Consider the following 24,308-nt stretch of genomic DNA (forward strand, 5'->3'; position numbering starts at 1 on the left):
CACCCATTTATCTTTCAGTCTTTATTATAATTAAAACCTACAAATTTTATTTCCTTTTTCTTAAATAAATTTCATTAAAATTTACAAAATTCATCTCTGATAGAGCTCATTTCTTCAATGATCTCATCTACCTCAAGAACCATTTCCATCATGCCAATTTGGTCCTCGTATACTTCTGCATCTACAGCTTCTTTAATTTCTGGTTCTACTACATGATATACTCTGAGTCCTAACTGAACTCCTGCTAATGGACCTGCAAAAGTAGGGTCTCCATTTGTTACAGTTTCAGCAGCTAAGCCTGCAGCTTCTGCTTCTGCTGCTCCTAAAAGTACTAGCATATTTTCTGCACCATACTTTTCTGTTAATGTTTTTACCCTATTTTGATTTTCTAAGTCCATTGCTCCTGCAGCGGTTCAGACAAAGCATTCAGTAGAAGAGAATACTACTTCTGCACCTGTGCCCTTTAGGCATTCCTCTACAGCAGGACCTGGTATACCATCTCTGTCACCAACAATGATGACTTTTTTACCATCTAAAATACTCATGGTTACCACCCTTTCTCATAATTTTTTATTTATATAATTTACTTTTGGCATCCTGCCAAAGTAGATTATAAACTATCCTACATGTTTTGCAATCATAGCATCAATATTTGCTTTTGTTGCATCATCTTTAGTTACTTCTTCAACTTTTTCTCCATCTTTATATAAAGAAATTGTTGGTAAACCTAAAACTCTTTGTCCTATTGCAAGTCTTCTTGCCTTCATTGTATTTAACTTTGCAAATTTTACTTTTCCTTCATATTTTTTTTCTAATTCCTCTACATCAGGCATTAAAGCTTTACATGGCTCACAACCATCACTCCAATAATCTACAAGAACAAAGCCTTGTGCATCTAATACTTCTTCTTGGAAAGTTTTTTTATCTACTGCTAACATATTTTTTCCCCTTTCTACTCTTCAAAGTTATTTTCAATATATTTTTCTGCTGTTACAGCTGCAATAGCTCCATCAGCCGTAGCAGTTACTACCTGTCTTAAAGATTTCACACGAATATCTCCTGCTGCAAATACTCCTTCTACATTTGTTTTCATATCTGCATCTGTTGGAATATATCCACCTTGATCTAATTCTATTTTTCCTTTAAATACTTCACTAAATGGAATAAATCCTATAAATGGGAATACTCCAAAAGTTCCATCTTCTTCATCTGCATGATATTCGTTGATCTCTCCAGTTTTCTTATTTTTAAATACAATAGTCTCTAAAATACCATCTCCTTTTAGTTCTTCCACTACTGTATCCCACATAAAGTTTAATTTTTCATTCTTAAACGCTTTTTCTTGAATAGATTTTGCAGCTCTCAATTCATCTCTTCTATGTACAATCGTTACCTTTCTTGCAAATTTAGTCAAATACATAGCTTCCTCTACTGCAGAATCTCCTCCACCTATTACAAACACTTCTAATTCTGTAAAAAAGTCTGCATCGCAAGTTGCACAATAAGACACACCTTTTCCAGTTAATTCTTTTTCTCCTGGACAACCAATAGGTCTTGGTGTTGCACCTGTTGCAATAATTACAGCTTTTGCCTTGTATTCTTCTTTTTCACCTTTTACAACTTTAATTTTTTCTGTAAAATCTACATCTACTATGGTATCTTTTTTTCTTTCTGCTCCAAACTCCTCAGCTTGCTCTACCATTCTTGCAATTAATGTTGGTCCTGTAGCTTCATGAACAGATCCTGGATAGTTTGCTACCTCGTTTGTTGTTACAATTTGTCCACCAACTTTATTTTTTTCTAAAATTAACGTTTTCATTTTAGCTCTTGAAGCATATAATCCTGCTGCTAATCCTGCAGGTCCTGCACCAATTATGATTACATCATATAAATTTTGCATATCTATCCTCCCTTTAACTTTATTCATTTCAATTATATTTATTTTCAAGGAATTATTCCCTAAAAAAATAATTTCATATCTATAATATCACACTTTTTTATTTTGTAAACATGATTATAAAATAAACATGATTATATTCTTTTTTATAATATTTCCGTTACTAAAAGTAAAGATGGAAATTGATTCAGGTGGGGTAAAATCCCCATCTGAATCATAATTTTTCAATTTTGTTGAATAAGTTCATTGCTTATTATTTTACCATATCTTGTGAAATACTCCTGAATCATGTATAATTATGGAAGTTAGAATCTTTCACAAGTTGAACTTTTAACTATTAATTTAACTTTTCAGTTGAAAGTACTTTATAAAGAGATATACATGCTAGGATCATTACCGCAACAAATGGGAAAGCTGCTGCAATTGAACCAATTTGCAATGTTTTTAATCCACCTGCTAAAAGCAACGCTACTGCTAATAATGCTTGAATAATTCCCCAAACAATTTTCTTTCCGTTAGTTGGATTCAAATCCCCATGAGATGTCATCATACCTAATACAAATGTAGCTGAATTCGCAGAAGTTATAAAGAATGTACACAATAAGAATACTGCTACAAAGGATATGATACTTCCTAATGGATAGTTTTGTAATACGACAAATAATGCTGTTTCTGTAACTTTTGCTGCTTCTGTTGCTATATCTACTCCTAGATTCATTCCTAATGTACCAAATGCAGCAAACCATACAAATGATGCTAATGATGGAGCCACAATTACTCCAATAACAAATTCTCTTATGGTTCTACCTTTAGAGATACGCGCAATAAACGAACCTACAAATGGTGCCCATGCAATCCACCATGCCCAATAGAAGATTCTCCAGCCACCTATCCAGCTATTATCTCCAAAAGGCTCAATATGGAAACTATCTCGTACAAATTCATTTACATACATTCCCAAACCATTTGTAAAGGAATTGATAATTTTTACTGTTGGTCCAACTGCTATTGCACCTACTAAAATAGCAATTGCAGCATACAGGTTTATATCGGACAATATTTTGATTCCTTTATCAATTCCACTAACAGCTGTCCAAATATATATTACTGTAACAACACCAATAATGATCAGCTGTACAGTAGTTGTAGATGGAATCCCAAATAAAAAGCTAAGTCCTCCGTTAATTTGAAGTGTTCCTAATCCAAGAGAAGTAGCTACTCCTGTAACAGTAGCAAATACAGCAAGAATATCAATTGTTTTTCCAATAGGACCCCTTACTCTTTCTTCTCCGAACAGAGGAATAAAAATGGAACTGATAAGACCTGGTTTATTTTTTCTATACTGCATATAAGCTAATGCAAGTCCTATAATACTATAATTCGCCCATGGATGAAATCCCCAATGAATAAAAGATGTCTTCATAGCAAAGTTTGCTGCTTCTGCCGTTCCTGCTTCTACACCAAATGGAGGCGCAATAAAATGATTTAATGGTTCTGCTGCCCCCCAAAATACTAGTCCAATTCCCATGCCTGCACCAAATAACATTGCAAACCATGATGCCGTACTGTACTCTGGTTTAGAATCATCTGGACCTAATTTTATTTTTCCATACTTACTAAATGCCAAGAATAATGCAAAGGCTACAAATATGAACATAGCAATCAAATACATCCAGCTAAAATTATTGATAACCATGTTGAAAAATCCATTAGCAGCATTACCAAAGTTATCTGGGGCAGCTATTCCCCAGATAACAATGGCAAATACAACCGCTAAGGATATAGAAAGTACACTATTATTCTTTTTATCCTTCATACGGTGTATCCCTCCATTTATTAGATTTTTACTTTAAATACAGTTTGTTCTTTGATTTCTGTCTCTAAAGCATCTAATGCAACACCTACTCTATGATGTCTAAGTTTCCATTGTTCTTCTTTAGAAGTATTTGGATCTCCTAATGGATATGGAATAGAAATAGTTGGTACCATTCTATTTGCTCCTACTGTTTTTGCAACAGGAATTAAGTTTGCCATTTGTACAATTGTAATTCCAGCTTTTTCAATTTCTTTTACCATCGTTGCACCGCAACGTGTACAAGTACCTCAGGTTGATGTTAGAATAACTGCATCAACTCCAGCAGCCTTCAAATCTTCTACGATTTCTCTACCCATTCTAGCTGCTTCCTTTTGAGTTGTTCCTGTTCCTACTGTTGTATAGAAAACGTCATGAACAGATCCAATTCTTCCTTCCTTTTCATATGCTCTTAATGCATCTAATGGCACACAAACATCTGGATTTGCATCCGCTGCTGCTGGATCATATCCTGCATGGATTGTTTTAAATACACCTGCTGGTAAATGATCCAATTTTGATACATCGTATTTACCCCATCTTGTAGCAGATGCTGATTGAATTCTATCTGGATTTTCTACTGGAACAATTCCCCCAGAAGTAGCTAAAGCAATTTTTGCTTTGCTTAAATCCTTGATTGCAGGAGCTATTGGTACTAAATCTAATTCTGGGATTGGCAATTCAGTAACGAATTCTTCTTCACGAATCTTTTTAAGTAACATATCAATTACTCTATCTGGAGCCGCTACAGGAGGATTTAACCATTTTTGATGTCTTACTCCTCTTCCATAATAACCTTCTTCTTCTGCTGATAATAATTCTTCACCATTTAATATTTTCGTACCAAAAGCAGCCATTGCTTTCATGTCATTTCTCATCTTTGCAGCACTTGCGCCACCTTTAAAAATATACATTTCTTTGCTAAACATTTCAACACCAGGATTTTCATCATTCATAGAAGTGATAACAGGCACACCAAACTTTTCTTCTACTGCCTTACAGATATGTCCGCAAGCACTACCATATCTTCCTGCTCTAAATGCTGGTCCTGCAAAGAATATATCAAATTCTTTTCCTTCTAAAAATCCAAGAATTCTTTCAACTGCTTCTTCCTGATTTGATCCCATAAAGTTATCTCCACATATAATTGTGTGAGTTACTTCTGCTACACCTTTCAATGCTTGATTAAGGGCCATAGCAGGTCCTACTTGTCCTTCTTTTATTGTTGGCTCAAAATCAGCTACATCTTCTCCACCGATTTGTCCGAAGAATTGATTTAAATAAAGTATCGCTTTTTTCATCTAATACACCTCCTTAATATTCAACCATTGTCTTAGTAGACCAACCTACAACTTGGTCTCCACAGAACATAGCGTTATTTTCCATAATAATTGAACCGTCCTCTTTTACAGATGATCCTAGTATTTCATCGCCTTCCCAGCCGCCTGATAATCCATCGCGAGCTAAAGCTTGTAATTCACCTAATACTTTTTCCATTGGTGGTAATTTAATTAATTCAGAAACATTTCCACAAGATACAATAGCATTTGCTTTTGAATCTAAAGTTACCAATGGTTGAGAAGCACCATCACGACCTGTACATTCGTTTGTAAGACCTATCGTCTTAACTCCTGCATCCTCAAGGGCAACAATACACGCAATAAAGTCTGCATCTGGGTTTCCATATCCTTCTTCAGCTACAACAGCAGCATCTACACCTAATGATTTTGCCATCTGTGCTACAAATAGGGCAGCTCTTTCCTTTTGCTCAAGGGCAACATTTAAGTTTGACATAATTACCCCTATGAAGTTAATAGTCTTTCCATGCTCTTGATATAATCTTTTAATCATCGGGAAGTTTTGGAAATCATAAGTTGCCCATTTTGAAGAACATGGCATAAATGAACCTGAAATCATAGCTCCATCTAATACTTCATTTGGATGCATGAAAGTAGGTAACATACGATTACAATCCCATCCATAAGCAAGATCGTTATATCCTAATTCTTCCATTTGTGATTGTGGTTGCAATACTAATGCAACATTTGGTAAATCATTTTCTTCTTTAGAACGCTTTGTAACAGGTGCCAATTCATATGTTTCAACTTCTTCTGGCTCCATTTCAGCTACACAGCTTCCTATATACTCTGCTAATCTCATCCCAGCCCATCTTAAAGCTTTATTTTTCTTTTGTTGCTCACGTTTTTCAAATTCTTCATCTGTATCTGCAATAAGAACAAGATTTTTTAATTGGGAGAAATATGTATATTTAGCTCCTTCTCCACCCATATCGATTAAACCATCTTGAAAACCACCCCAATGTTTTCCAACTACCAATACGCTACATCCTTTTAATGCTAGAGTTCTACCATTTCCAGCTTGCATTAAATCTCCAGTTACTCCAGGAAATACTGGACCTCCGCCTATTCTGTGCCTTGGTTCAATAGCTTCTTTTACAGGAACTAATCGAACCATATCTCCAGGCTTTACAATTTCTAAATCTGCTTCTGTAATATGCTCATCTTCTTTTACTACACTTAAAGCTTCTTCCTTATTAACCGTTAAAATTCCATCTTTATAACAAGTTTTGTCTCCAAAGACAATATCCTTGACATAAAAATGACCAAGCTCTAATTTCATTCTTCTACACTCCTTTCATATTTACAAAGATTAGTTTTTGAGAAAAATAACATTTTTATTATGGTAATATTTAGTCGGAAAACGTTATCTTTCCCTTTAAAAAAATATTTGTTAATATTATAACACAATTCGGTTTATTTTGTAAACATAATTATTTCATAATCACGATTATTTTCTGTATCTTTCTTATTTTCCCACTTTTTACATTAATTCAAAATTTTATTTGTTTTTATTTATTTGTAAATCATGATTTTGTTATGCTATAATGATAAGCGTGGTAAAATCTTACTAGTAGTTGGTGATTCAGATATGAACAAAAAAATTATTCAAAAGAAACGAATGCTCCGTTACTTCGTTGAAGCAACCCATCAAGTTATTGAAAAAGAAGGTATTGATCATGTTACTATTAGAAAAGTAGCGGATCTTGCTGGATACAATAGTGCTACATTGTATAATTACTTTAAAAATTTAGATCATTTGATTTTTTTTGCTTCTATAAAATATCTAAAAGAATACGCCCTAAATTTACCATATTATATAGAGAATGCAAAAAATGCTATGGATACCTATTTAGGAATTTGGGAGTGTTTCTGTTATTATTCCTTTCAGAAGCCAAAAAGATACTATGCTCTTTTCTTTGATAAACATCATGATTTAACACAAAACACCATTAAAGAATATTATGAAATTTTTTCATATGAATTAGACGAGCATTTTAAAAACATTCTACCTATGTTTTTAAAGCAAGATATCTATGATAGAAATATGATTATTCTAGAACCTTGTGCTTCAGAAGGTTTTGTTAAAGCAGACTATCTTAAAGAGATCAATGAAATGACTATACTCATTTATCAAGGTATGCTTTTAAAAATAATCAATGAACAAACAGATCTCCCCATAGATGAGATGGTCGAAAACACATTAAAATATATTAAACAAATTATACAATCCTACAAAAATATGTAATATACAAATACTTTTTTTGGTTGCTATCAAGTCAAAATCTAAAGGTTAATCCATTATGGATTAACTTTTAGATTTTTTTACATTCCTTTTTTTAATAAAAGTTTTTTATCATTTCCCTACAATTTTTTGATAATAAACACATTCCTCCATAAGAGGACACTTTTCACATAATGGCTTTCTAGCTTTACAAATTCTTCTTCCATGAAAAATAAGCAAATGATGTGCTTCGGACCATTTGTTTTCTGCAATACTTTTCATCAACTGTTTTTCTGTATCCCCTACATTATCACTATCAGCTAAACCAATTCTATTAGACACTCGAAAAACATGCGTATCTACAGCTATAGCAGGTACATTAAAAGCATTACTTAAAACTACATTTGCAGTTTTTCTACCTACTCCTGGTAGTTTCATTAATTCTGTTCTGCTATCAGGTACCTCTCCCTTATACTTTTCAACTAATAGTCTACAAGTGTTTATAATATTTTTTGCTTTACTACGATACAATCCTATTTCTTTGATTATATTTTCTAATTCAATTTGTTCTAACCGTAAAAAATCTTTCGGTGCTTTATATTTTTCAAATAATCCTTTTGTAACCTGGTTTACCTTCTTATCTGTTGTTTGTGCACTAAGAATGGTAGCTATAAGCAACTGAAAGGAATTATGGTAATTTAGTTCACATGCTGCATCAGGATAAATTTCTTCTAAAATTTTTAAAATCTCCTCAATCTCTTTTTTAGATTTTCTTACTTTCATATGATCTTCCTCTCTAAAGTATTTCAATGTCCACTTTTATTATTTCTACCCTATTATCCCCTTCTATAAACTTTAAAATATTATTAATCATTTGATTGGCATGTTTACTTGTATTACTTACACAAGAAAACCCTATTACAGCACTTCTCCATTTGTCTAGCATATCTACTTCAGCTACAGATGCATTAAATCTTGATTGTATTCTCCCAATTAAGCTCTTTATAATTTGTCTTTTCTCCTTTAATGAATTTGGTTCATACATTACAAGTTCTACACTACAAGCTCCAATAATCATTCCTATCACCTCTCAAAAAAAATCTATATCTATTATACAATACCCTCCCCTTTATAGTAACAAATTATAATTTATCCTGTCTCTTCGAAATTTGAAAAAAATATACTCATTTTACATTTTTTTCTTGACTCTACTCCTATATACATATAAAATTTATCTTGAGAATATATTGACCGACTGGTCAGTTTTGGAGGGATACAATGAACAGAAAAATGATTTTAGCATTCACTTTGCTTCTATTATTTGCACTAACCTTAACAGGCTGTGGAAAAAAAGGAAAAGTTTTAGCAAAGGAAGAACAACGAATCACTGTAAAAACAACAAAAGTTGCAAAAAAAAATTTAACCCTTAAAACCACATTATCAGGGAAAATAAAGCCTATTGAAGAATCTAGTATTATTCCTAAAATCCCTGGAAAAGTAATGCAAGTACATGTAGAAATTGGAGATAAGGTTCAAAAGGGAGATATTCTTTTTGAACTAAATCAAACAGATTTAATGAATGGTGTAAAGCAAGCAGAAGCTGCTTACAATACTTCTCTTGCAAGTTTAAAATTAAAAGAAGAACAAATAGCTAATGCCAAGAAAAATTATGAAAGAAATAAAGCCTTATATGAACAAGGGGCCCTTTCTCAACAAGCTTTTGAACAATCAGAACTTCAAGCATCACAAGCTCAATTAGATATGGCCAAAGCTCAATTGGAACAATCAAAAGTAGTTCTTGAAAATGCAACGTCTAAATTGTCTGATTGTACTATTACAGCACCTATCTCTGGTTTCATTACTTCGGTAGAAATCAGTAAAGGTGAAATGGCTTCTGGTGGTAAACCCGCTATAACCATTGCAAATTTAGATACAGTTCTTATTGAAACAAATATATCAGAACATCTTATTAACAAGGTTCATACAGGTGATTCTGTAGATGTCCTTGTAAAATCAGCAAGTAATAATCCTTTAAAGGGAAAAATATTTGCCTTATCTCCAGCTCCTGCAAAAAATGGACTCACTTATCCTTTAAAAATAACATTAGAGAATAAAGATACTTTAGTAAAAGCTGGTATGTTTGCAGAAATCAACATTGTTTCTGATAAAAAAGAAGATATTATTACCATTCCATCTGATTCAGTAATTGTGAAGGAAGGTAAAGAAGTTGTATTTTCAATCACAAATGATCAAGCCAAAATGAGAGAAATTTCCTTAGGTCTTGATAATGGTAAAGAAGTTGAAGTATTAGGCGGATTAAAGATTGGCGATGTAATCGTAATCAAAGGTCAAAACTACTTAGATGAGGGAAATAAAGTAAAAATCACTGAATAGGAGTTGATACTATGAATTTATCAAAAATATCTGTAAATAGACCTGTTACCACCCTCATGTTTATGTTGATTGCAATCCTATTAGGTGGTGTTTGTCTAAATCTACTTCCAATTGACCTTTATCCAGAAATGGAAATTCCTGTAGCAATCGTTTCTGTAAATTATAGCGGTGCAGCCCCTGAAGAAATAGAAACCCTTATTACTAAACCAATAGAACAATCTGTTGCTACTGTTAGTAAATTGAAAAATCTATCTTCTTATTCAAGGGAAGGAAGTTCTATCGTTGTGGTTGAATTTGAATCTAGCGCAGACATGGATATGGCAGCCCTTGAAATGAGAGAAAAGGTTGATTTGGTAAAAGGAGCTTTGCCAGATGATGCTTCTACTCCTTTAGTACTAAAAATAGACCCTAATGCTCAACCCATTATACAGCTAGGTATATCCTCTGATATGGAAAAAGGAAAACTTCAAAGCCTTATAGAAGATGAAATATCTTCTCGTTTTGAACGGATAGATGGAGTTGCATCTGTTGATTCTTATGGTGGAAATGAAAGAGAAGTAAAAATTGAAGTAGACCAAGATAAACTATCTGGTTATGGACTCACTCTTACACAGATTCAAAATATATTAAGAGCTGAAAACTTAAATTTACCAGGTGGTAAAGTGAGTAAAGGAGAAAAAGAATTATTAGCAAGAACTACAGGAGAATTTAAAACTGTAGATGAAATAAAAGCAGTTCCCATTGTTCTAAAAAATGGAGACATCATAAAACTTTCAGATATTGCCAATATCACACTGGATTATAAAGATATAGAAAGTTTAATCAGAGTAAATGAAAAAAATGCTCTGGGAATTGGAATAAAGAAACAATCTGTTGCCAATACAGTAAAAGTTGCTGAGAAGGTATTACAAGAAGTATCTTCTATAGAAAAAGACTATCCTCAGCTTAACATTGTTGTAGGAGTAGATCAATCAGAGTTCATCAATAAATCCATCAATAATGTTACAAAAAATGCAGTTGTAGGAGGTTTTCTTGCAGTTGTTATTCTTTATTTATTTTTAAGAAATATACGCTCAACTTTTATTGTTGGTATAGCCATTCCTGTATCTATTATTGCAACCTTTGCCCTTATGTATTTTGGAGATCTTACCATCAACTTAATCTCTTTAGGGGGTCTGGCACTAGGAATCGGTATGCTCGTTGATAACTCTATCGTTGTTTTAGAAAACATTTATCGTCTAAGAGAAGAAGGACTTTCAAGAAAAGATGCTGCAATGAAAGGTGCCAAAGAAGTTGGTATGGCCGTATTTGCTTCAACCATGACTACCATTGCCGTATTTTTACCTATTGTTTTCGTTGAAGGCTTTACTTCTATTGTATTCAAACAGCTATCTTTTACTGTAACATTTTCATTACTTGCATCCTTAATCATCTCCCTTACAGTTGTACCGATGCTGTCCTCTAAGATTCTAAAGGTTGGAGAGGTGAAAGAAAGAAAACATACAGGTATTTCATTGGGAAGAATATTAGATATATTCTCAAACTTCATTGATCATGTAGCTAACTTTTATAGCAAGCTATTAAAATTTACTCTAGGTCACAGAAAAATAACCATATTTATTGGTTTAGCAATATTTATTTCTTCTATTGCTTTAGTAGGTATGGTTGGTGCTGAGTTCTTTCCAAAGGAAGATGAAGGAATGTTTAGTGTAAAAATAGAAGTTCCTTTTGGTACCAGTTTGGAAAATACCGATGAAATCGTATCAAAAGTTGAAAACATTGTGAAAAATATTCCTGAAAAAGAAAAAGTATTTACAATCGTTTCTTCTAATTTCGGTTTTTCTTCTTCAGCCTCAAACAGCTCAACGGTCATGTGTGCGCTAAAGGATCAAAAGGATCGAAAGCGTTCTACTGAAGATATCGTAAATGAAGTAAGAGAACAAGTATCCATCATTTCAGGAGCAAATATTTCTGTCAGCGAAGCTTCTTCAATGGGAGGCGGTGGTGGTGGTCAAGGTGCTGCTATCGAAATAGAAATCAAAGGTGATGATATTCAAACTTTAAAATCAATAGGCGAAGATTTTGAAAAAATTACAAAAGCTGTTCCTGGTACAGCAGATGTAAGTCTCGATACAGAAGAAGGCGAACCAGAAGCAAGAGTCCTTTTGGACAGAGAAGTAGCTTCCCATTATGGCATTACCACATATGATTTAGCAAATATTTTAAAAGCTGCCGTAGATGGAGTAAAAGCTACCAATTTTAAATATGATGGAGATGAAATTGATGTAAATCTTTCTTTAGATGATCATGTCAAGGATTCTATTGAAAATATGAAACAAATATTAATCAAATCTCCTACAGGTATTGTAGTCCCTATTGGGCAAATTGCTGATATAGAATACGGAAACTCTCCTACGCAGATCAAAAGAATCAATCAAGTTCGAACCGTTACTGTCTCTTCTCAATTATATGGAAGGGATTTAAAATCTGTAACAGATGACATTAAGAAAGAATTTGAAAATTATCCATTACCATCAGGATATCGTTATAACTTTACAGGACAGCAAGAAGATATGATGGAGGCATTTTCAAGTCTTGCTAAAGCATTGCTTCTATCTATTATCCTAGTATACATGATTTTAGCATCACAATTTGAATCACTACTACATCCCTTTACAGTAATGCTTTCAGTACCCTTTGCATTATCAGGAGGACTTATTGGTCTTTTCATAACAAGACGTTCTCTATCCGTTCCAGCATTCATTGGTGTAATTATGTTAGCAGGAATCGTTGTAAACAACGCTATCGTTTTAGTAGACTATATTAACCAATTAAGAGCAAATGGTATAGAAAGGAAACAAGCAATCATCCAAGCTACAGCCACAAGATTTAGACCTATTCTTATGACAACACTAACAACGGTTTTAGGATTAATGCCATTAGCCTTAGGAATTGGAGAAGGAGCATCCACACAAGCCCCAATGGCTACTGTTGTTGTCGGTGGACTGACTCTATCAACAGTACTGACCTTAGCCTTTATACCTGTTGTATATACAGTATTTGATGACATTCTCAACAAAATAAAATCTAAATTCAAAGGGAATAAAAAGAAAAAAGTCATTCATGAAAACCACTAGGTTTTAACTACATTGGAGGTTTGAAATGGAAAAAATAAAAGCAAAAAAACAATTTATTATCCAAGCAGCTATGAAAATATTTTGTAGAGATGGATTTCATAAAGCAAAGGTTAGTGAAATAGCCGTTGAAGCTGGTGTTGGCAAAGGTACTATTTATGAATATTTTGATAGTAAAAAACAATTATTTATAGAAATGATGAAATATTATGCAGATCTTTATTATGAAAATCTAACCCAATCCATGGAAAAAGAAAAAACAATTATGGATAAATTTAAACGCTATATTCTTCTTGAAGAAGAAACTATGACAAATCATGGTGATTTGGCACAAATATTTATGCGAGAAGCCTATAGTATTGGTTTAGAAGTTCACAAAATCATGAAAACAAGAAGAAAGAAACAAATTGATTTCTTTGCAAATTTAATTCAAGAGGGCATCAATGAAGGTATTTTTAGAAAAATACATCCTTATACAGCTGCACTAACCTTTATGGGCAGTGTTCATCATATGCTTGTAAGTAAAATATTTATAAAAGATAATTTTTCAGAAGAAATAAATATGGAAGAACTACATGATTTATTATTTAACGGTATAAAAAAATAGGTGGAAATCCCACCTATTTTTTATCTACCTTCTAAAAAACCTACCTTCCCTACTTTTTCCTTCATTTCTTTCTACATTCATATATTTAGCTAGCTTCCTTCTAACTCCTTCGCAAACTTTTTTGAAAGGTTGATTTGTTAATATTTCCATTCCTTCTTCAATTGTAGAAATGGAATAAATATGGAATTTCCCTTCCTTTACAGCATCTACTACTTCATCACAAAGAACTAAATCCTCTACATTTTGATAAGGCATCATGATCCCTTGATCTCCTGTAAGTCCATAATATTTACATAATGAAAAGAACCCCTCAATCTTCTCCGTTACTCCTCCAACTGGTTGTATTTCACCTTTTTGATTTACAGAGCCTGTTACAGCAATGTATTGACTTATTGGAATTTCACTTAAACTAGATAGTAATGCATAAAGTTCTGTACTTGATGCACTATCTCCATCTATCCCACTATAATTTTGCTCAAAACAAATTTTACCTGTTAAACTTAATGAATGTTCTTGAGCAAATTTTTCACTTAAATATCCTTCTAAAATCATTACCCCTTTATTATGAATACTTCCGCTCATATCAACTTCTCTTTCAATATTTACAACCCCTTTATTCCCTGCAAAAGTAGTAGCAGTAATAACAGAAGGTTTTCCAAAAGAATAATCGCCTAAGTCGATAACAGCTAATCCATGAATCCTTCCTACTTTTTTTCCTTTCAAATCAAATAGTATTTTACCATTTTTATACATTTCCTCTATTCTCTCTTCTATTTTATTGTTTCTATATATTTTTTCTATATACGCTTTTTTCACATGTCTTTCTTGAATCAATGTACTTTGATCCATGTTCGCCCAAGCATCTGCTTCGATTAATACTTCAACCAATTTGTTAAATCGTGTAGTAAGTTTCTTTTGATTTCCTGCAATACGATGACTATATTCTAACAACTTGGTAACACCACTTACATCTAAATGCTTCAATCCCTCTTTGTTACAAAAAAAACTTATAAAATGAGTCATTTTTATCTCATTTTCTAATGCTGCATCCATTACCGAATCAAAATCCACTTTTATTTTAAATAATTTTTCAAAATCCTCATCATAATGATAAAGAAGATTATATATATATGGATTTCCAATAAGTATTACCTTTAAATTTACTGGTATAGATTCAGGCTTTAATGAAGCAATATCTACAATTCCCAAATTAGTTCTAAGCCCTTCTACTTTTACTTCACCCGTCTCTATTACCATTTTTAAGGTATCCCAAGATTTAATATTCGTAAGAACCGGCTTTGCTTGCAGTATTAAATATCCACCATTTGCTTTATGAATAGCACCCGGCTTAATCATAGTAAAATCTGTTTTTAATGATCCTTGTTCATTTTCATATTCAATCTTTCCTGTAAGACTCTGATAATTTGGATTATATTCCATAATCACAGGTGCACCCAAATTGCTACTATTATCTACAAATAAATTTACTTTATATTTTTTAAGAAAACTTTCTTCTAATATATTCTCTTGTTCATCTTCTCCTCTATCAAAATCATATATATTCTCTGTAATATCCTCCCCTACATTTTTTAAATATTTTATTGCTTTTTCATGATCTTTATATTTATCAAGTAGCGTATCCATAAAAGGTTTTATGGTCTCCCTTGCCAGTTCACTATCTAGTTGAGCAATCTTTCTCTTTGCTTTATATTCAATAGTTTTTATTTTTCTCAATAATTCTAATGCTTTTATTTCTACATCTTCTGCTCTTTTTTCAATTTCTTTTTTTTGTTCTTCATCTAGTTCTTCATATTCTTTGTCCCCGATTGCCTTCCCATCAATAAGGGGTGACAGAGCAAAACCTTTATTGGTATTTTTTATTGCAAAACCATTTTCTAAACAATACTCTGTTAGCTCTTCTAACAAATCATTTCTTTCTTCCTGATATTTTTTAATGACTTCTGTCTTCTCCCGTTCATAAGCCTCATCAGCAAATGCTTTTGGAATATCTTCTAAAAGCTCATCCACTAGTTCATCCATATCCTCACAAAATATTTTTCCCATTCCAGGAGGTACATTTAAAGAAATCGGTCGACTTGGTTCATCAAAATTATAAACATAACACCAATCATCTGGTATATTTTCTGTTTTTGCATTTTTTTCTACTATTTTTTTTGCATAACTTTTTTTTCCAGTTCCCTTTATCCCCACAACAAATATATTATATTTTGAATTTTTTACACGTAATCCAAATTCCATGGCCTTAGCAGCTCTGTCTTGCCCTATAATCCCCTCAGCAGATGCTAATTCTTCTGTAGATTTAAATTTAAAATGATTAGAATTATATATTTTCTTTAATTGCTTATAGGAAAGTTCTTTGTATTTACTCATGACATCCCCCTTCCTTCCTATCCTTCTTTAATCTATTTTATTCATAAATCTTGTCCATCTCTCCATCTATTTTTGTAAAAACAAAAAAAAAAGAGACTCACTTGTCTCTATCCATCATTGAGAAGAAAAAGCATGTACTGTATCTAAAGGCCATATCCTAAAATCAGCTTTTCCCTCTATACTCTTTTTAGGTACAAAACCAAAACATCTACTATCATTGCTATCATTTCTATTATCCCCCATAACAAATACCATATCCTTTGGTACAATGCCGCTCGTTATACTATATAATCTATCCTGATAATCCTCATGATAAATATATGGTTCTTCTATCCATTGATCGTTAATATATAACTTGCCTTCCCTTACTTGAAAACAATCTCCTTCTACAGCAATCACTCGTTTAATAAACAATTCATCTTTTCGCTCATCAATAGGCGGATGAAAAATAACAATATCTCCATGGTGGGGGGGTGTAAATAGATATACAATCTTGTTGATGAATAGTTTATCATCATTTTTAAGTGTTGGCTGCATAGACAACCCTTGTACAATTGTAAATCCAAAAGCAAATCTTTCTACTAAAATAGTCATCACAACAACAATCAATATACACTTTAACCACTTAAACACCTGTTCTAACATCTCATCACATCCTAATAACCCTTTTTGTTCATTTTTTCCATATTTTAACTTTCTTATAACTTAATCATGCCTCCTTAATTTATTATATGCAAGATCTATGTTAGAATATCCTTTGGAGGTGTAAAAATGATAAAAATTTCTGTACCCGGTAAACCTATCACCAAGTCCAATTTCAAACTGAAAAATGTCCATGGACAGGTTTGGATGCCAAGACAAGGTAAACATAGTAAGTATATTGCTTATGAAAATAAAATTGCTGGCTTCATTAACCAGCAATACGATGGGCCTCCTTTAAAGGGAAGTATTATCACTATTATCAATCTTTATTTTCCAGACAGGAGAATGGGAGATTTACATAATTATCCTAAAAGTATTTGTGATGGTATTGAAAAAAGTGGCATTATCGAAAATGATAAACAGCTAAAACCTGTTCTATTATTTGATTATATTGATAAAGAAAATCCTAGAATCGAAATAGAATTATATGAAGCTAGTAAATATAAGGTAAACTACTCTATTGATCCTATAAAGTAACCCTTATAATTGAAAGTTTGTGATTTATATGAGATAGAATCTCTCATATTCTATTTTGCTTAAGCAGTTCACTTTATGTATCCTAATCCATTTCTTATTTCTATTTCATCTATTAATCCTCGAGAATACATTTTAAGTCTTTTTAAAATGTATTCTCCATTTTTTTCTTTGGCTATATTGGGTTGACAATTCTTGATTTTTATTGGAATAAGCCTTACTCCCTTACATTGATCCTTTTCTACAGTTACATCTACCATAATCGTCTCATCTGTACCTTTATTCATCTGCCTATCAAATATAAAATTTCCCAAACTATAAAAAATGAGTTTATTCTTATACCGCTCTACCCCCTGAAGCACATGAGAATGATGTCCAATCACAAGATTTGCACCCTGATCAATTGCTATATGAGCTAAATTTTTTTGATAATCACTTGGGTAAAATTCATATTCATTTCCCCAATGAAAAGAAATAATTAAATAATCACACATTTTCTTAGCTTTCCTTATAGTCTCTCCTATTGTCTTCATATTCACTCTTAGAATATCTTCACGTTCTTTGGAGTATATATATCCTTCAGGAGGAAAAATACTATATCCTAAATAGCCAAAGCGTATTCCCTTTCTTTTCATAACCACAATATTTTCTGTCTTACGAGGATCTGAAAACCCTAATGGTTTTATCTTTTCTTTCTCTAACAAATCTATTGTATCCATTATTCCTATACTTTTATAATCCATAGCATGATTGTTCGCTAGATTTAATATATCAAAGCCAGCTTCCTTTAAAGCTTTTGTATTCTTTATATCCCCTCTAAAAATTAAATCTTTTCTTTTGTAGGCAGGTACTCCTCTTTGGGTTATTGGGTTTTCCAAATTTCCAAAGGATATATCTCCCTTTTTTAAAATGTCTTTTACATCCATATAAGGATAATTATATCCTTTTTCATTCAATACCTTTCGAACTCCCCGATCAAGAAGAATATCCCCTACAAAAATCAAGTGTACTTGATTTTGTTCCATAGTCCCCATAAACAGCATTATTATAATAAAGGAAATTATCCCTTTTACATAAATCTTTTTCATCTTAACAGCCTGAACTATATGGCTCTGCAGGTTCAGGAACCTCCTCTTTTCCTCCTTCTATGAAGCTTTTCATAAAACTTTTCTGAGAAGGTACTTGATTTTCTTTAATCATCTTCTGCCACTCTTCATCTGTAAGCCTTTTATTTTCTTCTAAAAACTCATAATAACTAAAAGCAGCTCCTCTTGTCATATACAATTTGCCATTAATAGGAACCACTACATACATTTCATATGCAGGTCCTACACCTACTTCAAAATATCCTCCAGCACTAAACTTATTTGGTGCTACAGTATGAATATCTGCAATCACTGCCATATTTTTATCTGTCTCTGATGTGATTTCAAACCATCTAGCTGCACCCTCAGCAAAGGAACTTGTTAGATATTCTAAAAGTCCTCCATAGGTTAAAAGTTGATAATTTTCTTCTTCTGTCAATACCTCATTATTAAGTTCCTTTATAGAACAATTGATTAAGAAATTTAATAAGTCTTCAAAGGTTTGCATTTTACTTTCTATATCTCCAGTAAGAATCTCTTTTTCTTTTAAATTTTCTCTTGAGTATTTTGTAAGCCACAATAATTTTTCATAAACTTCAATACTAGGTTCCACATACCCTTTTACTTGTGGAGGTTCTTCTCCGCCTCCACACTCAGCTCCACTTTGTTTTCCATAAAGAATCGTATCATGTTTTAATTCCGCCCAACTCCCCATAGCTGTACTTAAAGATTTATCTAACCATGCATCATTCATCATAAAGGATGGATACCCTTCGTCTATTGGCTTTAATAATCCTTTTAATGTCCACAACCATCCATAATACATATTAGATTGCCACTTTTTATCATCTACCTTTTTGAATTTTTCTCTCATTTTCTTAAAAGCATCTATATATCCTGGCCATTTTTTATTTTCATAATAAGTATTGATCTGCAAATTATATGCTCTTTCTGATCCTAATACCCCCATTACATCTAGTCCTGAAGGAATAGGCCTCTCTAATGGCTCTACTAATGCTTGTAAAATTTCTGAATCTGGAATATATCTTTGCCCCATAAATCTAAACTGCTTTAATACAGGAGTTGTCACTTCTGTATATTGTTGCTTTATTTCAGGTTCTGGCAACTTATCTGCCAGCTTATAAACTTCATCTAATTTTTCTTGATCATTTAACTCATTTAAATCAACATGATTTCCATACACCTTTATAAAAATTTTTTTATAATCATAAAAGCTTAAATCATCTGCCTTTCCTACATAAAATACAGTAGGATCATAAACTTTTTCCCATCTATTTATATCTTTTTCTTCATCATTTCCAAGGAGCAAACTATGAGTAATGAGTAATGCTTGAAGGGTTTGCTCAACATCTCTTAGTATCTTATTATCTTTTTTAATATAGAAAGGGAAAGGGGCTTGCCCATACCACATCATCGTTTTAAAATATCTCTTTAAATCTTCACTCCTCGTATAATGTCCCCTAGGTCTATACTGGCTATAATCTAATTCAAAAGGAAATATAGCTGAACCTTCAAATCCTTCCATATGATCAATCAGTTCAACTTCTCTATTAATCAACTCTTGTGCCTCTACTGAAATTGTATCTGGCAATTCTTTTCCTAGGGTGCACCAAGCTACTCCAAAATAAGCAATATTTTTGAGCTGTGCCTTTTTCACTTCTTCATTTTCTATTTTTTCATATAAGTAAATAGACTTATCCAACATACTCTCTGTAAGTTCTTCTAAAACACTCACCAATTTTTCTTGCTCTAACTTTCTTAAGGAATAATCATAAAAAATATGATACACCTGAAGGACTGAATCTGTTGTAATAAAAGAAGGTATTTTTTTATATTCATTGTTTTCATATATGTAAAAAAGCTGCTCCTGTTTTGTTGGACTTACAAAAAATCCATTTTTTATTAATAGCTCTTTCTGTTTTTCTGTAAATTCTCCAAATTGATCTATATTTTCTATATTTGATAAATCATCACTCACTTGATAAGGTACTACCTTTCCCTCTACTTTTGTAGGAACAAAAGGAACGTTTATATTCTCTCTATTTTCTTCTAGTCCGAATAAAGTTTCATCTAAAATATATTTTTCTTGAGTTATCTCTGATAAAGCATTTTCTGTTTGCATTTCTTCTTTTGTTTCTTTGATTTCTTCTGTTGTTTTCTCTATAACCTTTTCTTTTGTTGCTTGTACTGTAGGTTCCTCTTTTTTAGCCTGAGATGAAGCACAACCTACCGCTGAAAAAATCGTTACACATAAATAAACAAAACATAATAAAAATACGCCTAATTTTTTCTTAATCATTTTTTTCCCTTCCTTTCTTTTATATTTATACTAGGAACATAAGCCTTTATTTTCTCATCTATCCATTCTCCATTCTTATAAGTTAGCTTGATCCACCTAATTTGATCTTTATTTTTTATCCTTGCATAAATATTATTTTCATCATCCTTAAAAAGCTCATAAATCTTGTCATAAGATAAATTTTCTCCTATCCCCTCAAAACCAAACCCCTTCCACTTATAGCTATTTACAGTATTTTTCCCATTCTTTAAAATCTCTATTGAAACAATTTCATCCATTTTGTCATCATCAATATCTGCAAATATATAATCCTCAAATGGTTTTGATAGTCTTGAACCTCTCCATTTAGGTACAATTCCTTCATTCCAATCATATATAAAGGGTCTTTTTGCCATAACCGGATGAAATCTAGTTTGTTTATAAACTCCAATGGATATTTCTTTTTTTCCATCTCCATCTACATCTGCTATTTGCACTTTCCATGGATTTAAATGATGAAAAGTTTTTCTAAAAAGTTCATAAAATCCTCTATCAAAAGAAAGTATCAATAACTCATTTCCAAAAACTTCACCTTTTTTTCCTGTAATCAAAAGAATTTCATCCAAATGATCCTTATCTAAATCTCCTATAGCACAGCTTATAATCTTTTTATTTTTCTTTCTTAAACTATATGTTGCAATCTTTTCATCCGTAGTATAAAGGCTTAATGTATCCTCTGATAAAAATAAAATATATTTATTCTTACTACTTCTAACAAATCCTTTGATTTTTATATTTTCTTTACTTTTTTCAATGATTTTTATTGAATTTTTATTTTTCATCATAAGTATTTGATCATCCAAAAACTTTATACGAAAGATGGAAGCCTTTATTGTTTCACTTTTGATAAGTGCAACCTGTTCAAATGATAAACATTCAACAATCCCTATTATTATTATTAAAAATATGATAAGCTTCTTTTTCCCTGTCATGTCTACACTCCACTATATTTTTATATCTGTCTCCTTAATTATAACACCATTTTACAAGTAATCATCCTGGTATTTCCATAAAATAGAAAAATCGCACACTGCTAGATGAATATATTGATAAATTGTTCTTTTATTTAGATTGTTCTATACTTCCAAGATCATTTGGATTAGCTTTTTCTATATGAATTTTTACTATAGGATATGCTTTATGAGCTGGAGCACTATTTAAGTAAAATTTTGCAGGCCTTGACTTGTCCGCACTCTCAAATACTACTTCTTTTATTCCTTTTCCTATATATAATCCATCTCTTGGATTTAGCTCTATCCGTTCACCATCTGCAATGACAAATCCCGTTTCTCCAATATTAATAATTCCAAGTTCTCTTCTTTCAAGAAAATATGCTGAACCGATTTCTTTTCCACCTTCTAGTTTTAGAAGTTCTATAGGACATGCACTTCCTACAATAATTCGATCAATATGGCTATATATAAATTTTGTCTCTCCTGTAATAAATAAACTATCCATCAAGAAATTTTCTCTTAATTTTTCTGTGTCATAACCTTTTGCTTCTCTAGGGCTAACTCCATATCTAACTTCCATTTTATTCTCCTCCCTTTATTTAAAATTTTAAAGATTATTGTTTTATCCAATTAAATGATGCTATCGTTTCATTTTCGTTATTCGCATTATCCTTTACAAATATGCTCTCCCTTCTGTTTATTTTTTAGTATACAAAATAAGAGTGTAATATAAAAAACCAACATAAACATGTGGTTTTATATTACACTCTATCTTCAACAGAATCTCGCTCTATCAATTCATGCTTTATCATAATCTTTACATTACTATATACTTGATTAAACAGTTGAATCATTTGTTCTACAGCAATTATCCCCATTTTTTTAAAAGGAACTTTCACCGAAGTAAGTGTTGGAAATGAATATTTTGCTAAATCTATATCATCCATCCCCACTACAGAAATATCTTTGGGTACCTCATATCCTAAAGAACGAGCAATACTCATAAACTTTACTGAATAAGAATCACATAGTCCAAAATATGCATCAGGCACATCCTCTGATCTAAGCACTTTTCTTATAATATCTTCCCATTCTGATTTACTAGAAATAACATGTAAAAATTTATCATCTATCTTAATCCCATAATCCTGTAAAGCTCTTTTATATCCTTTTAACTTTTTTTCATCTACATAAAGTTCCTTTGGATTTCCTATGGCTAAAATCTTTTTATGTCCTTTTTTAATTAAATAACTTACTATGTCATAAGCTCCCTTTTCTAAATCTACTCCTACAAAATTTGTATCATTCCCCAAAAGCACCCTATTGACAAATACATGGGGAATCCCATTTTCAGCTAATAACCTTGCTTCTTTTTCTTCATCCTCTTTATTTTTACCAACTATAATAACACCTTTTGCTTTGTTTTTATAGTCCCATTTTGCATAATCCTCATCAATTTGTTTTCCTACTCTTCTCACCAATTGAACTAAAACATCTGATTTTTCTGCTCTTTCTATAACACCTTGAACAATTTGAGAAAATCCTTGAAACTCATCATAATCATGACAAACACTAATTTCTATTACAAAATTTTTATGTTTATTAATTACATCCACTTTGAAGTTCAATTCTTCCATAGCTTGTATAATTTTCTTTTTGCTATTTTCCCTCACATTGCTCCCATTCAAGAACCGAAACACAGTACTTCTAGAAACTCCTGATTTTTTCACAACATCTTCTATTGTTGCCATTACGACTTTTTCACCTTCCTTCTTATTATCTATAGTCTACCTATAAGTTCTTTTTCACCATTTGAAACGTTTCATCGTTTTGAAACCACTATCTCATTTTATATAATACCATTTTTTATCCAATTATAAGTCTTTTATTTAGAGTTTTATCATCAAACAGCCAGTAAAAGTACCCTTTTTTAGTGAAATTTATATTTATTGCATCCAAAAATAAAGCAGCTAAGTAAAAACTCTCTTAGTTGCTTTATTTTCTTGAATGATTATCATTAATTTGTTAACTCATTACTCTTGGATATTCATCCCTAGAGCTTTTGAAATTTCCTTCCCAAGAGATACAATCATATCTATTTTATCAGAAATTGATTCATCCATAAATCTAATAGAAGGTCCTGACATGGATACTGCTGCAATCACTGCTCCAGAAGAATTTCTTATTGGTGCTGCAATCCCTATTAACCCTTCTTCTCGCTCCCCTACACTTAATGCATAACCATTTGCTTTAACTTTGTCAAGAGCTTCTGCTGTAGGCCAACCTTCTATCTCAAATTTTTTCCTTTCAGAATCATCTAGAAATGCTAATAAAACTTTACCTACAGCCCCCTTATCCATAGTTACCCGATCTCCAATGTCAATAACATGTCGCAATGAGCGAGTAGACTCAAACATATCAATACACAATTTACAATCATCATCTCTAATATATAATGCTATGTTCTCATTTAACTTATCAAATACTTTTTTCATCAAAGGTTGTGCCATTTTTTTCAAATGTTCATTCGCACCCATGTGATTCAAGTTAACCAACCGATTCAATTGACTACCCAAATAGAATTTTTTACTTTCGTTATCTCGCTCTAAAAACTTCCTGTTATTTAATGTCATCACCAGACGATAAACAGTACTAGGAGACAAATTGATTTTATTAGCTATTTCATTAAGTGTCATTCCATTTTCATTATTGATAAAAGCTTCGAGAATATCTAATGCTCTATCTAAAGACCTATTTGAAACTGTTTTTTCACCCATCCAATCCTCCTTATAAGATATATATTTTTTTAAGGTTTAAAATTCCACCTAAATGTTCTTTGGTAACTAAAGCTTAGATTCCTTATAAAAAAGACTTGTCC

General features: G+C 31.9%; 21 protein-coding genes. 5 read left to right on the forward strand and 16 right to left on the reverse strand.

From position 1 onward, the window contains the following. Positions 1-74: 74 nt before the first annotated feature. The 6 genes from grdA to K7H06_RS10905 form a co-directional block, all read right to left on the reverse strand. Positions 75-545 carry a glycine/sarcosine/betaine reductase complex selenoprotein A gene (gene grdA, locus K7H06_RS10880; protein ID WP_223036074.1) on the reverse strand — a complete coding sequence of 157 codons (471 nt, stop codon included), beginning with the start codon at positions 543-545 and terminating at the stop codon, positions 75-77. A 72-nt stretch (positions 546-617) separates the two neighbouring features. Beyond that, positions 618-938 (reverse strand): thioredoxin TrxA, encoded by a 321-nt coding sequence (gene trxA / locus K7H06_RS10885; RefSeq protein WP_223036075.1) that lies wholly within the window; start codon positions 936-938, stop codon positions 618-620. 14 nt (positions 939-952) lie between these two features. After that, positions 953-1,900: a thioredoxin-disulfide reductase gene (trxB, locus tag K7H06_RS10890; RefSeq protein ID WP_223036076.1), complete on the reverse strand. Its 948-nt coding sequence runs from the start codon at positions 1,898-1,900 to the stop codon at positions 953-955. Positions 1,901-2,234: 334 nt separating this feature from the next. After that, complete coding sequence (locus tag K7H06_RS10895; RefSeq protein ID WP_223036077.1) at positions 2,235-3,713, reverse strand: glycine betaine uptake BCCT transporter; 1,479 nt, start codon at positions 3,711-3,713, stop codon at positions 2,235-2,237. Positions 3,714-3,733: 20 nt separating this feature from the next. Beyond that, positions 3,734-5,050, reverse strand: a complete 1,317-nt coding sequence (grdH, locus tag K7H06_RS10900; RefSeq protein WP_223036078.1) for a betaine reductase selenoprotein B — start codon at positions 5,048-5,050, stop codon at positions 3,734-3,736. A gap of 13 nt (positions 5,051-5,063) precedes the next feature. Next, a complete protein-coding gene (locus tag K7H06_RS10905; protein WP_223036079.1) occupies positions 5,064-6,389 on the reverse strand; it encodes a glycine/sarcosine/betaine reductase component B subunit in 1,326 nt (441 codons plus the stop codon). Between the two features lie 309 nt (positions 6,390-6,698). Between K7H06_RS10905 and K7H06_RS10910 the strand changes: the two genes are divergently transcribed. After that, positions 6,699-7,355, forward strand: coding sequence for a TetR family transcriptional regulator (locus K7H06_RS10910; RefSeq protein WP_223036080.1), 657 nt, complete (start codon positions 6,699-6,701; stop codon positions 7,353-7,355). Positions 7,356-7,463: 108 nt separating this feature from the next. Here K7H06_RS10910 and nth read toward each other — a convergent pair whose 3' ends face one another. Then, the gene (gene nth, locus K7H06_RS10915) at positions 7,464-8,114 is read right to left on the reverse strand and encodes an endonuclease III (protein ID WP_223036081.1); all 651 of its coding nucleotides are present in this window, start codon (positions 8,112-8,114) and stop codon (positions 7,464-7,466) included. A 13-nt stretch (positions 8,115-8,127) separates the two neighbouring features. Next, the gene (locus K7H06_RS10920) at positions 8,128-8,409 is read right to left on the reverse strand and encodes a DUF503 domain-containing protein (protein ID WP_223036082.1); all 282 of its coding nucleotides are present in this window, start codon (positions 8,407-8,409) and stop codon (positions 8,128-8,130) included. Positions 8,410-8,609: 200 nt separating this feature from the next. On the opposite strand from K7H06_RS10920, the gene K7H06_RS10925 reads away from it, so the two are divergent. From K7H06_RS10925 to K7H06_RS10935, 3 genes are read left to right on the forward strand one after another with little or no spacing between them, the layout of a single operon-like run. After that, the gene (locus K7H06_RS10925; protein ID WP_223036083.1) at positions 8,610-9,725 is read left to right on the forward strand and encodes an efflux RND transporter periplasmic adaptor subunit; all 1,116 of its coding nucleotides are present in this window, start codon (positions 8,610-8,612) and stop codon (positions 9,723-9,725) included. An 11-nt stretch (positions 9,726-9,736) separates the two neighbouring features. Continuing rightward, on the forward strand, positions 9,737-12,862 hold the full coding sequence (locus K7H06_RS10930) for an efflux RND transporter permease subunit (protein WP_223036084.1): 3,126 nt from the start codon (positions 9,737-9,739) through the stop codon (positions 12,860-12,862). Between the two features lie 25 nt (positions 12,863-12,887). Beyond that, entirely contained in the window at positions 12,888-13,466 is a 579-nt protein-coding gene (locus K7H06_RS10935) for a TetR/AcrR family transcriptional regulator (RefSeq protein ID WP_223036085.1), read from the forward strand. 24 nt (positions 13,467-13,490) lie between these two features. Here K7H06_RS10935 and K7H06_RS10940 read toward each other — a convergent pair whose 3' ends face one another. Continuing rightward, positions 13,491-15,857 (reverse strand): Lon protease family protein, encoded by a 2,367-nt coding sequence (locus K7H06_RS10940; RefSeq protein WP_223036086.1) that lies wholly within the window; start codon positions 15,855-15,857, stop codon positions 13,491-13,493. A gap of 114 nt (positions 15,858-15,971) precedes the next feature. After that, positions 15,972-16,502, reverse strand: a complete 531-nt coding sequence (gene lepB / locus K7H06_RS10945; RefSeq protein ID WP_223036087.1) for a signal peptidase I — start codon at positions 16,500-16,502, stop codon at positions 15,972-15,974. A 126-nt stretch (positions 16,503-16,628) separates the two neighbouring features. On the opposite strand from lepB, the gene K7H06_RS10950 reads away from it, so the two are divergent. Continuing rightward, positions 16,629-17,036, forward strand: a complete 408-nt coding sequence (locus K7H06_RS10950; protein ID WP_223036088.1) for a RusA family crossover junction endodeoxyribonuclease — start codon at positions 16,629-16,631, stop codon at positions 17,034-17,036. A gap of 68 nt (positions 17,037-17,104) precedes the next feature. Here K7H06_RS10950 and K7H06_RS10955 read toward each other — a convergent pair whose 3' ends face one another. From K7H06_RS10955 to K7H06_RS10980, 6 genes are all read right to left on the reverse strand, one after another. Further along, positions 17,105-18,121 (reverse strand): CapA family protein, encoded by a 1,017-nt coding sequence (locus K7H06_RS10955; protein ID WP_223036089.1) that lies wholly within the window; start codon positions 18,119-18,121, stop codon positions 17,105-17,107. 1 nt (position 18,122) lies between these two features. Further along, positions 18,123-20,438, reverse strand: coding sequence for a DUF3160 domain-containing protein (locus K7H06_RS10960; RefSeq protein ID WP_223036090.1), 2,316 nt, complete (start codon positions 20,436-20,438; stop codon positions 18,123-18,125). Beyond that, positions 20,435-21,409 (reverse strand): hypothetical protein, encoded by a 975-nt coding sequence (locus tag K7H06_RS10965; RefSeq protein WP_223036091.1) that lies wholly within the window; start codon positions 21,407-21,409, stop codon positions 20,435-20,437. The genes K7H06_RS10960 and K7H06_RS10965 overlap by 4 nt, the downstream gene beginning before the upstream one ends. Positions 21,410-21,539: 130 nt before the next feature. Next, positions 21,540-22,010 carry a 5-deoxy-glucuronate isomerase gene (locus K7H06_RS10970; RefSeq protein WP_246637516.1) on the reverse strand — a complete coding sequence of 157 codons (471 nt, stop codon included), beginning with the start codon at positions 22,008-22,010 and terminating at the stop codon, positions 21,540-21,542. A 181-nt stretch (positions 22,011-22,191) separates the two neighbouring features. Then, positions 22,192-23,181: a LacI family DNA-binding transcriptional regulator gene (locus K7H06_RS10975; RefSeq protein WP_223036092.1), complete on the reverse strand. Its 990-nt coding sequence runs from the start codon at positions 23,179-23,181 to the stop codon at positions 22,192-22,194. Positions 23,182-23,463: 282 nt separating this feature from the next. Further along, the gene (locus K7H06_RS10980) at positions 23,464-24,207 is read right to left on the reverse strand and encodes an IclR family transcriptional regulator (RefSeq protein WP_223036093.1); all 744 of its coding nucleotides are present in this window, start codon (positions 24,205-24,207) and stop codon (positions 23,464-23,466) included. Positions 24,208-24,308 lie beyond the last annotated feature (101 nt).

The sequence above is a fragment of the Crassaminicella profunda genome (assembly GCF_019884785.1).
Lineage (GTDB): Bacteria > Bacillota > Clostridia > Peptostreptococcales > Thermotaleaceae > Crassaminicella > Crassaminicella profunda.